The 10,166-nt window shown below is 58.1% G+C and carries 10 protein-coding genes; 7 read left to right on the top strand and 3 right to left on the bottom strand.

Annotated elements, in window-relative coordinates; genetic code table 11:
* Positions 1-155: 155 nt before the first annotated feature.
* The gene (locus NKH19_RS29125; RefSeq protein WP_352869714.1) at positions 156-788 is read left to right on the top strand and encodes a tyrosine-type recombinase/integrase; all 633 of its coding nucleotides are present in this window, start codon (positions 156-158) and stop codon (positions 786-788) included.
* 234 nt (positions 789-1,022) lie between these two features.
* On the opposite strand, the gene NKH19_RS29120 is transcribed toward NKH19_RS29125, so the two are convergent.
* Positions 1,023-1,901, bottom strand: coding sequence for an SDR family oxidoreductase (locus tag NKH19_RS29120; RefSeq protein WP_352869716.1), 879 nt, complete (start codon positions 1,899-1,901; stop codon positions 1,023-1,025).
* 128 nt (positions 1,902-2,029) lie between these two features.
* On the opposite strand from NKH19_RS29120, the gene NKH19_RS29115 reads away from it, so the two are divergent.
* Together NKH19_RS29115 and NKH19_RS29110 are read left to right on the top strand one after the other, a co-directional pair.
* Positions 2,030-2,656 (top strand): TetR/AcrR family transcriptional regulator, encoded by a 627-nt coding sequence (locus NKH19_RS29115; protein ID WP_352869718.1) that lies wholly within the window; start codon positions 2,030-2,032, stop codon positions 2,654-2,656.
* Positions 2,657-2,808: 152 nt separating this feature from the next.
* Positions 2,809-3,144, top strand: coding sequence for a cupin domain-containing protein (locus NKH19_RS29110; protein WP_352869719.1), 336 nt, complete (start codon positions 2,809-2,811; stop codon positions 3,142-3,144).
* 175 nt (positions 3,145-3,319) lie between these two features.
* Here NKH19_RS29110 and NKH19_RS29105 read toward each other — a convergent pair whose 3' ends face one another.
* Positions 3,320-4,054: an NADPH-dependent F420 reductase gene (locus tag NKH19_RS29105; protein WP_352869720.1), complete on the bottom strand. Its 735-nt coding sequence runs from the start codon at positions 4,052-4,054 to the stop codon at positions 3,320-3,322.
* A 17-nt stretch (positions 4,055-4,071) separates the two neighbouring features.
* Positions 4,072-4,428: a MarR family winged helix-turn-helix transcriptional regulator gene (locus NKH19_RS29100; protein WP_352869722.1), complete on the bottom strand. Its 357-nt coding sequence runs from the start codon at positions 4,426-4,428 to the stop codon at positions 4,072-4,074.
* 1,518 nt (positions 4,429-5,946) lie between these two features.
* On the opposite strand from NKH19_RS29100, the gene NKH19_RS29095 reads away from it, so the two are divergent.
* The 4 genes from NKH19_RS29095 (at position 5,947) to NKH19_RS29080 (ending at position 10,165) form a co-directional block, all read left to right on the top strand.
* A complete protein-coding gene (locus NKH19_RS29095; protein ID WP_352869724.1) occupies positions 5,947-6,978 on the top strand; it encodes a transporter substrate-binding domain-containing protein in 1,032 nt (343 codons plus the stop codon).
* Positions 6,979-7,045: 67 nt separating this feature from the next.
* Positions 7,046-8,254 carry an ABC transporter permease subunit gene (locus tag NKH19_RS29090; RefSeq protein ID WP_352869726.1) on the top strand — a complete coding sequence of 403 codons (1,209 nt, stop codon included), beginning with the start codon at positions 7,046-7,048 and terminating at the stop codon, positions 8,252-8,254.
* Positions 8,251-9,381, top strand: a complete 1,131-nt coding sequence (locus NKH19_RS29085; protein ID WP_352869728.1) for an amino acid ABC transporter permease — start codon at positions 8,251-8,253, stop codon at positions 9,379-9,381. Before NKH19_RS29090 ends, NKH19_RS29085 begins: the two co-directional genes overlap by 4 nt.
* 25 nt (positions 9,382-9,406) lie before the next feature.
* Complete coding sequence (locus NKH19_RS29080; RefSeq protein ID WP_352869730.1) at positions 9,407-10,165, top strand: amino acid ABC transporter ATP-binding protein; 759 nt, start codon at positions 9,407-9,409, stop codon at positions 10,163-10,165.
* Position 10,166 lies beyond the last annotated feature (1 nt).

The raw sequence follows: 10,166 nt of genomic DNA, 5'->3' as shown, positions 1-10,166 counted from the left end.
CGAACGACGCTCAACGCGAGCGCGACGACCGGTTCTTGATCTCTACCTCAACCGCAGGCGCCCCTCCCGCGCAGCGGGTTCGTTCATCGGCCCCCAAGGCGTGATGCTGGTGACACCGTTCCTCGTCTGGCCAATCAAGGCCGAGGAAAACTCACATGGGCCATTCTTATTTCGATGATGCTAGCCGAGAGAGAGCCGCTTGGAATGCAGACAAGAAGGTGGGCACAAAGCGTCCGCTGACACAGAAACAGATCTGGGCAGTTCGCTTCTTCCTCGATCGCGAGCGACGTGTCCGGGACCGTGCTTTGTTCGATCTTGCGATCGACAGCAAGCTTCGCGGCTGCGACCTGGTCAAGATCAGGATTCGTGATCTAGTTGCCGGACCGGAAATCCGGACCCGTGCGATCGTCGTGCAGCAGAAGACAGGTCGTCCAGTCCAGTTCGAGATCACCAGCGACGTAAGAGCGAGCCTGCTGGCCTGGCTCGAACGGCGTGGAGGCACGGTCGAGGACTACGCCTTCCCAAGCCGGATTGATCACGCACGCCATATGAGCACGAGGCAGTACGCGCGTCTGGTTGACGAGTGGGTGACCGCAGTCGGACTGCGTCCAGAGGAGTATGGGACACACTCTCTTCGGCGCACGAAGGCATCAATGATCTACAAGGCGACAGGCAATCTCCGCGCCATCCAGATCCTGCTCGGTCACTCCAAAATTGAGAACACCGTCCGATATCTAGGTGCCGATGTGGAGGACGCGCTGCTCTTGGCTGAGCGAACCGAAATTTGAAGTTGAGCGGCTATCCGACGTAGCGCGGACGGCCGCTTCAACGCGCTAGGTGGGTTGCTGGCCTGTCGGTCTCGGGGTGGGTTGCGGACAGTCCGCTCCTGCATCGACCGGCCTGAAAAGCAGACTTCGGCGATTGGGTAATTTGGGCCCGCAATCAGACCGCCGGCTTTCGGCGCCCGTGCGCCGAAAGCTGACGTTGAGGTCATAGGCCGCGACGTGATGGCGGTTCCGCTATCAGATCATGTTCGACATACCGAGCGCAGTAAGCAGGTTGTTTTGAATAGGAGCGACGGCCAGATTCAGTCCCTCCACCCCGAAGTCCATGCCCTCTGGCATGACGACGGTGCGCAATGGGCGCCGTTCCGTAGCCTCGACTAGCCGTGCGATGGCGTCAGCCACCAACTGAGGGCGGGGTGGATTCGCAGGATCAAGTCCCTGATCGGAGTTGTTTTTGATTTGGCCTGGGACCAACGCAACTGCGCCATATGTCGCCAAGACCTGCTCGTCCGAGGGCGCTGGGCTAGATGGAAGCAGATTGCTCGGAAATGGCCCGGGTTCCACGATCACCGAGTCTACGCCGAAGCTGGACAGTTCATATCGATATGCCTCGGCAAGCGCTTCAAGCGCGAACTTGCTCGCGGAATAGACACCAAAGAACGGAAAGATGACGCGCCCCATCAACGAGGTGACATGGATCAGCACGCCGCTACCCGCAGCACGCATATGGGGTAGGACGGCGCGGTCGGCCCTTACGGCCCCAAAAAAGTTCACCGCAAATTGCTGCTCGATGTCTGCCACCGTGTAGGCTTCGGTCACGCCGACGAACATCGTGCCTGCGTTGTTGATGAGCGCATCAATCCTGCCGTGTTGCTCGACGACCCGATCGATCGCAGCGTTGACCGACGCTTCGTTCGTCACATCCATCTCAATGACCTGCAGCTCATGCCCTTCGGCTATTGCAGCGTTGATTAGCTCACTGCCTATCTGGCTGTTTTTGCCTTCGATGTCGCGCATGGTCGCGACCACCACGTGCCCGCGCCTGGCGAGCTCCAAGGCGGTGAGCTTTCCAAAACCGCTGCTCGCCCCGGTAACAACTACAACCTTACTGCTCATTTTCTCGATCCTCTCGCTTGCCCACCTAACGGGACAAGCGGCATATATACAGACCTGTATGTCTCTTGCAAAGGGAAAATAGACAGACTATTCTGTTTTTTACACCGAGCGCGCACTGGCAGGCGAGAATGAAAACTTTGGATGTGAGTGAGTACCTCGACCTGGAATCGCGGTCGCTGGACGCCCTGGCTCCGCGAGAGCGAATTCTGAAAACAGCGTCTGAACTATTTTACCGGAACAGCATCCATACGGTGGGAATAGATCGCATCATCGCCGAGAGCGGCGTCGCAAAGATGACGTTCTATAAGCACTTCCCCTCGAAGGCCAATCTTGCAGCTACCTATCTGCGCCACAAAAGCGCGCTGTGGTTCGACATGCTGGCGACTGCAACCGAACAAGCCGGACCGGTGCCGCTGAATCGCGTGCTGGCCATATTCGACGCACTGAACGAGTCCTTCCAGGCGCCTACTTTTCGCGGCTGTCCTTTCGTTCGAGGGCTGGCCGAGTTCGGACCGGACGCGGAAACCCCAGAGGTGCAGGCAACGCTCGCAGCATATTTCCATGACTTACATGAGTTTGTCGTGTCGCTCGTCCAGCCCTTGAAGTTAAAAAATCAAGAGAGCGTGGTCGTTCAGATCCTAGCGCTCATCCAGGGCTCGCTCGTGAACGCACAAGCCATGAGGGGGGGCGTTGAACCTCTTGCAACGCGCGATGCGGCCAAGATGCTGCTCGAGGCTGCGGTTGAGCGGGGCTGATCGAAGGAAATTTCGGCGTCTGCGGCGCCTGATGGTCAGCTCAGACTAAAAAAACGTGGCCACAGGCCGAGCGCGAGAATTTGGCGGCGAATGGAGCGCATTCGGCCGCAGCTCGATGAAGAAACTAAGCGCGACATCAATGAGGACTAACGATGCATATTCCAGCTAGAAAATCGAAAGAGATAAATACGTTAGAGGGTACGATATGGAAATATTTCCTAAACAGTGAGGTGGGCATTTCATATCAAACGCTGACGATGATAAGTCCACAATCAGGTCAGCACCTGAATAAGGAAACCAATGAAATATACTTTATTGTTAAAGGGACGGCGAAATTTGTCGTTGGCGACAAGGAGTACGACGTGGGTGAGAAAGACGTCGTGGTCGTTGAGGCATGTATTGCTCACTACATTGAAACCAGTGCTCTTACCTACTTAACTATCACAAGACCGGATTGGAAACTCGAGCAATATCAACACGTGGATTAGTGTGGCGGTCAATGACGCCAGGGGCCACGGTTTCGTGAAGGCTTCAACCCCTTCAGAAATTTTCAGGGCATGTGGAGAGCGAGGGTCCATGGCGATGGCCCTAGTGAAATAGGCGCCCCAGTAAGTTGGCGAAGGCTGCGTGCCGCCCGCTTATCGCGGGCGGCCGCAATCTAAATCAGGCAGAGAGAGACCGATTGGTTGCGACTGCGCCAGCTCGGGTGAACTCTGCATCCGGCTTGGAGAACGATGCCATGATGGCGTCGCGGTTCGAAGGAGCGCGTTTCCTGTCAGCGGCGGCGAGCGCAGCCTTGAGTTCGTGGGCGGTCAACTCAGTGCAATAGGCGGGAGTGCCCGGATGCAGTCGCCAGGACTCCTCAAGAGTACCCGCATCCACCGTATCGAAGCCAGTGACGCTGATGAGATCGGATACAAGTGCTTTGGCCGCGGCGTCGTCACCCGAAATCGGGATGGCAATGCGACCTGGAGCACCGGCCTCCAAACCGGCCTCTGCCAATGTCTGCGTTAGCAGCGCGTTCCAAGCCTTAACAAGGGGACGCCCCACCTGCTCGCTGGCCCAAACGGTCTCCGGCTTGCCGCTATCAACCTCGAAGATTTTGCTGTCACGGGTTGGATAGTAATTGGAGGTGTCCACCACGATTGCGCCAGCAGGGGCGCCGGCAAGAATCGTTGCCAGGTCTGGGTTCTTGGCAAAGGGCACTGACAGGATGACCACATCGGCATCCAGTACTGCCGCCTCTCTCCCAACGGCCTGGATGCCGGTGCCGGCAACTGTGTCCGCAAGACTTTCGGGGCCACGCGAGTTCGCCAGTTTCACCTGGTGGCCAGCGGCGTCCAGCTTCTTTGCAACCAGCGAGCCGATGTTGCCGGCCCCAATGATTCCGATTTTCATTTTACATCCTTTGGTTTTCAAATTTTAGCAGGGTGAGCGAAGTCATGAAGAGTGTCTCGCAGCGCAATGATCTCGTCCTCGGACATTTGACAGGCACTCTTGATCTTGCCGGAGATGGTCCAGACCTCGTCCTTGATGCTGTGAGCGGCAGGTGTGAGATCGACAAGGACCCGGCGTTCGTCCTCGGGATCGCGCATTCGCGTCACCATCCCGCAGGTATCGAGCCGCTTGAGCAATGGGGTGATCGTGCCGGTGTCCATGCCCATAGCGTTTCCAAGATCACCTACGGACCGGGGCGCGGACGCATAGAGCTCCAGCATCACAAGGTACTGGGGAAAGGTCAGGCCCAGCGGATCGAGGAACGGCTTGTGCATGCGTGCCATCCGGCCCGCCGCCCCGTACAGGGCGAACGAGATTTGCATTCGAACCAAATGTGACGCGCTTTTTTGAGGTGCCATACCATAGCCCAAAGAGACAAACCGAGTTCACTGGCGAACTAGTATCTAGTGCACTAGATAATGTAGCTATGGAGGATTGCAACCCTCCAGCTGCTGGAGTCAGACCGCGTGCGCGACTAATCTTCCGGCGAATGCGCCTTGGAGGGCCTGGGGTTCTCGAAAACCTGATCGACATATGCCCGGCAGGGGTCCCTCGGGTGGGCATCGGGGACGCTGGGCAACGGCAGCTTTCGGGAGAGGATGCCGCGGCCCCAAACGACTGGAGGGGGCGCGTTGTTGATGTGGCCCGCAGCGAAGGAATGGCAGCTTTTACGATTTCGAGCTTAGGGCTGGAATGACCGAGATGGGGTCGTATGGAGAACGGCAGCTGATCTCAAATGCCTGCCGAGACCTGACAGTCCGGTTACGGCCCAAAGGCGACATCAGACTGGCGCTTGGCAAAGACCGCGTCTGGCGCCTCTGCGACGTTTCGTTGGCACCACAAGGTAGCAGGCTCGGCCCGGAAATCATTGAAGTTTTTTTGGACAGGGCGCCACCAAAGGTTCATGTTTTTGTTGTGATTTCAATAGCTTAAAGGTAGGTTGGTAGTGGGAGAGCGCTACCGCCTTTCCCCCACCCATCGAACTGCCAGTGCCGACTGCAGCGGCTAACGAAACGAGACCGTCCTGCCTACAAATCTGGCGCAGGGAGTGCCTTGCCCTCCGAAGGCAGAGGTCACAGATTCGAATTCTGTCGGGTGCGCCAGTTTCAATATATATTCCAAAGGATTAGGCCGGCGTGGGTCCGTTAGCTCGATGTCGGGCAATTTGCACGTAAGCGGCAGAGGCCGGTTGCCACTCATTGTACTGGCGCCAATCGATGCGACTTCGTGCGGAATACGGCAAAAGCAGCCCATTTTCTTGCGAAAGTCGGCATCAAACAAGTGGCAGAGTGCTGACTGCTGCTCACAAAGGCAGTGGTCAAAGTCATGCGGCCCGTAGTGGATTTGGACACGTAATGTTAGAGGTGCTCATCATCGCACGCGGCTGGAATTGGGCCGGGCACTGACCGGCTGCTACCGGGGAGCTCTGTCCAGAACCTGCCATTTCGCTATATTCACAATCCGCTTGCGATCCAGGCTCCTTCGCTATCACGCCGCTGCTTGATCCCTACGGCCTAGCGATTGGGCGAAAAGGATAATGACCGAGGTCGCCCTCAATCCAACATTTTTACTTACGTATTAATCAAGTAAAATTAAGTATATTTGAATGAAATGTCCTCCTATCGTCGCGACTGCCGCCTGACGGGCCGTGTGGTGTTCCTCGCGACCCTTGGGTTTCTGGTGGGAACGCATCCAATAGAACGGCAAGAGCCGTCGAAAAAATTCATTGATCCCCGCCAAAGCCAGTCAGTCGGCGACCAAATTCGCCATCGCGATCCGAAAGGGGAACTAGAATGACTCTTCTCAAAATTCTGACGGCCGGCTTCTTGGCCGGACTCGCATTCGTTGCCACCGAGGCCTCTGCATCGGTGTTGGACACAGTCAAGCAGCGCGGTGTGCTGAATTGCGGAACTGACAACACCGCACCGGGCTTCGGTTACCTCAACACCGCAACAGGCAAGATGGAAGGCCTCGACGTCGATTTCTGCAAGGCCATCGCCGCTGGCGTTCTGGGCGACGCATCCAAGGTGAAGTTCGTCACCGTAACCGACAAGAGCCGCTTCGATGCGGTCCTGACTGGCCAGGTCGACGTGGTCTTTGCTCACACGACGATGAAACCGGCCCGGGAGTCAGCCATCGCGATCGATTTTCTGCCCATCAATTTCTATGACGGCACGGGGATCATGGTGAAGGTCGCGTCGGGCGCGAAGCAGTTCGCCGATCTCGACGGCGCCACCTTCTGCACGACCCAGGGCTCGGCAACCGAAACCGTTCTCAGCAGTGCATTCAAGGCTCGTGGCTGGAAAGATTCCAAGGTCCTCACCTACGAGAACCTCGAGAAGCTGTTCGCCGCGCTGAACTCGGGTCGCTGCAACGCCATGAGCACTGACCGCTCCGCCCTTGCTGCCTGGGCTGGCAACTCGGCCAAGCCGGCAGACTATCTGATCTTGCCCGATACGCTCGACAAGTCGCCATTCGCCGGCTTTGTCGTCGCGAATGACTCGCGGTGGCGCAACGCGCTTCGCTGGATCAGCTACGGCCTGTTCCAGGCCGAAGAGTCCGGCGTCACGCAGGCCAACCTGGAAGAGAAGCTGAAGAGCAACGATCCCTTCATCCAGAAGTTCCTCGGCGTCGGTGCCGGATTCGGCAAGGATTTCGGTTTGCCGGACGACTTTAACGCGCAGGCGATCAAGGCGGTCGGTAACTACGGCGAGCTCTACGATCGTAACCTGGGGCCAAAGACGAAGATGTTCCTAGACCGCAAGGGCACGCCGAACGCCCCATGGACCGAGGGCGGTGCGATCTATTCCCCGCTGTGGAACTGACCACGTGAACCGACCGGGGCGGGCTCCTCCGCCCCGGCGTCTATCCCTGGCGGCTCGGATCTGGACAATGGCGTTGGAACAGGCAAATGCAGGCGTCGCGCGCTCGGATGCAGCTTCTATCGTTGCGCGCCGACGCCGTAACAGGGTCAAATATCAGGCAACACAGCTGGCGATCGTTGTCGTGGCAATCGCGCTGGTACTGCTGCTCGGTATGCTGGTGAACAGCGGTCTCGCTCAGCGCGGGATCAACTTCACCTTCACCTTCCTTTGGAACAGTGCAGGCTTTGACATAAGCGAGGGGAAGACCGTTGTTTTCGATCAGAGCATCGGGCCAAGACTCACCGATTTCACTGCTGACCTCAATCTCGCGCAGGCGTTTGTAGCCGGCCTCTTCAACACGCTGAAGGTCGCGATCCTCGGTATCGTGCTCAGCACTGTGCTTGGCACTCTCTTCGGTGTTGGACGACTCTCAACCAACTGGGTCGTCCGTAATCTCTGCTTCTGGGTGGTCGAGTTCGTAAGAAACACGCCGCTCTTGATCCAGATCGTTTTCTGGTATTTCGCGGTCGTCCTGCAGTTTCCTGCAATCGCAAGCGCCGCCAAGTTTTATGGTGTGATCATTAGCCAACAGGGACTTTATCTGCCGACACTCACCTGGCAAGGCGCAGGCGATGCGGTGGCCCTAGTTCTGTTGACAGCATGCGTCGTCGCCATCGTCGGAACGATTTTCGACCGCGGCAGGGCGCGCTGGTTATGCTGCGCCGTTGCGGTTGTCGTTTTTGCCCTGATGCTCGGTAAGGGCACGATCGCCGTCGATTTTCCGATGGCCTCGAAATTTAAGGCGAGCGGCGGGACTAGCATCAGCCCTGAGATGGCCGCGCTGCTCCTGGGTATCGTGTTCAATAGCGCGTCCTACATCGCGGAGATTGTCCGTGGTGCGATCGATACGCTGCCCAAGGGCCAATGGGAGGCCGCGGCCGCACTTGGCCTAAGCCGTAGAGACATCGTCAACGACATCATCCTGCCCCAGGTCTTCCGGGTGGTACTGCCTTCGTTTGGCAACCAGTATATCAGTCTCACCAAGAACACCGCGCTTGGCATCGCCATCGGCTATCCAGACCTCTTCAACATCTATGGCACCGTTGCAAACCAGACCGGCCATAGCCTTGAGGGCATCATCATCGTGATGCTCGCCTATCTAGTAATCAGCTGGATCATCAGCGCTATCGTAGGTGCGATCGACCATCGCCTCAACGCCGTTGGAGCTGCGCGATGATTGCTAAACCTCTGAAATGGTCGCACCACAATCTGTTCGGCAAGCCGTTCGACGTCCTGCTTTCGCTGACGGTGATCCCAGCCGTCATCTGGATGGCCTTTGAGGCTCTGCGCTGGGCGCTCACGGTCGCCCAATGGGACATCATTCCCCGCAGCATCCGCGTGCTCATGATCGGCATATTCCCGGCCGACCAGGCTTGGCGGGCTTGGACCGCGGCCCTGATCATTACCGCGCTGCTTGGTGCGGGACTTGGCTGCGTTTTCGCGCTCCGAAGACACCACGGGTTGGTGCTTGCTCTCTGCGCACTCGCCTGCTTGGCGGCCGGGTTTGTCCGGGATCCTGTGGCGGTGGGCTTCGCGATGGCCGGCCTAGCCCTGTTTGGTGGCACCTGGTTCGCCAGCTCCCACTCTACGGTTGCCCGGCGCTTGGTTCTACCGGGTGCCGCCGTGGGCCTCATCGCCATCTTTGCCGTCATAGCGCCCCCCGGAGTGGGCCTGTGGGGCGGTTTGCTGCTCAGCATCCTTCTGACCCTCGTGACATCCATCGTAAGCCTTCCTATCGGCATCCTCTTGGCTTTCGGCAGACGTAGCCGCTTCTCGAGCGTGCGCTGGATCTGCACCGCCTATATCGAGGTAATGCGATCAGTGCCGCTTATCCTGGTCATCTACTGGATCTGGATCATCATGCCGGTGCTCACGCCACAGCTGAGCATTGCCGACGTGGCGCGAGGCATGATCGGCTTCACGATTTTCTACTCCGCCTACGTTGCAGAATACGTCCGGAGCGGCCTGCAGGCGGTGCCTCGCGGCCAGGTCGAGGCGGCCCGGTCTCTCGGCATGGCCGAATTCGACATCAACCGGTCCATCGTTCTGCCCCAGGCGTTGCGCGTCGTCGTGCCCGCCCTGGTTGGCAACGTTCTCGATATCTTCAATGCCGCGCCACTGGTCTTCATCATCGGCCTTACGGACTTCCTGCGCGCGGGCCAAATGATTCTCGCGAATCCCGAATACAGCAATCGGACCTATGAAGTGTATGCCTTCCTGTTCTTGACATATTTCCTGATCGGATCGGTCATAACCTTCGTAGCCCGTAAACTCGAAGCCCATCTGGCGCGCGGCAGCCGCTGAGCATCAACCAAAGAGGAGCCGATCGATGAATGCGATTGTCGAAATGTCGGGCGTGAACAAGTTCTATGGCACCCACCATGTCTTGAAGGACATCGATCTCTCGGTGACGCGGGGCGAGGTCGTGGTCGTGGTCGGCGCCAGCGGATCTGGAAAATCGACGCTCATCCGCTGTGTTAACGGCCTGGAAATGTACCAGACCGGCAATCTTCGAGTGGATGGCTACAAGATGCCTGTCCAGGCGGACCGCGTGCTGGGCGGCGAGCGCGAACTGGTGGCCATCCGCAAGGGCGTCGGGATGGTGTTTCAGCAATTCAATCTCTTCCCGCACAAGACAGTTGTCGAGAATATCACGATCGCTCCGATGCGTGTCCGCAAGAAATCTAAGAAAGAGGCCGAGGACACGGCATTGAAACTCCTCGACCGGGTCGGACTTTCAGCGCACTCCCACAAGTACCCAGGCCAGCTGTCCGGCGGGCAACAGCAACGGGTGGCTATCGCCCGTTCGCTTGCGATGGAGCCCCATCTGATGTTGTTCGATGAGCCGACCTCCGCCCTGGATCCGGAGATGATCGGCGAGGTGCTCGACGTCATGCGGGAGCTGGCGGCCGACGGTATGACGATGATGATCGTGACGCACGAGATGGGGTTTGCGCGGGAGGTGGCCGACCGCATCGTTTATATTGATCAGGGCAGTATCCTTGAGATCGGCGAACCGGACGAGTTCTTCGACAACCCCAGAAACGATCGAGCCCGCTCGTTCCTGGCCCGTGTCTTGAAACACTAGC

Source organism: Mesorhizobium sp. M1338, from assembly GCF_040318045.1.
GTDB lineage: Bacteria > Pseudomonadota > Alphaproteobacteria > Rhizobiales > Rhizobiaceae > Mesorhizobium.
The sequence above is the reverse complement of the archived record's forward strand: the minus strand, read 5'-3'. Positions and strand labels throughout refer to the sequence as shown.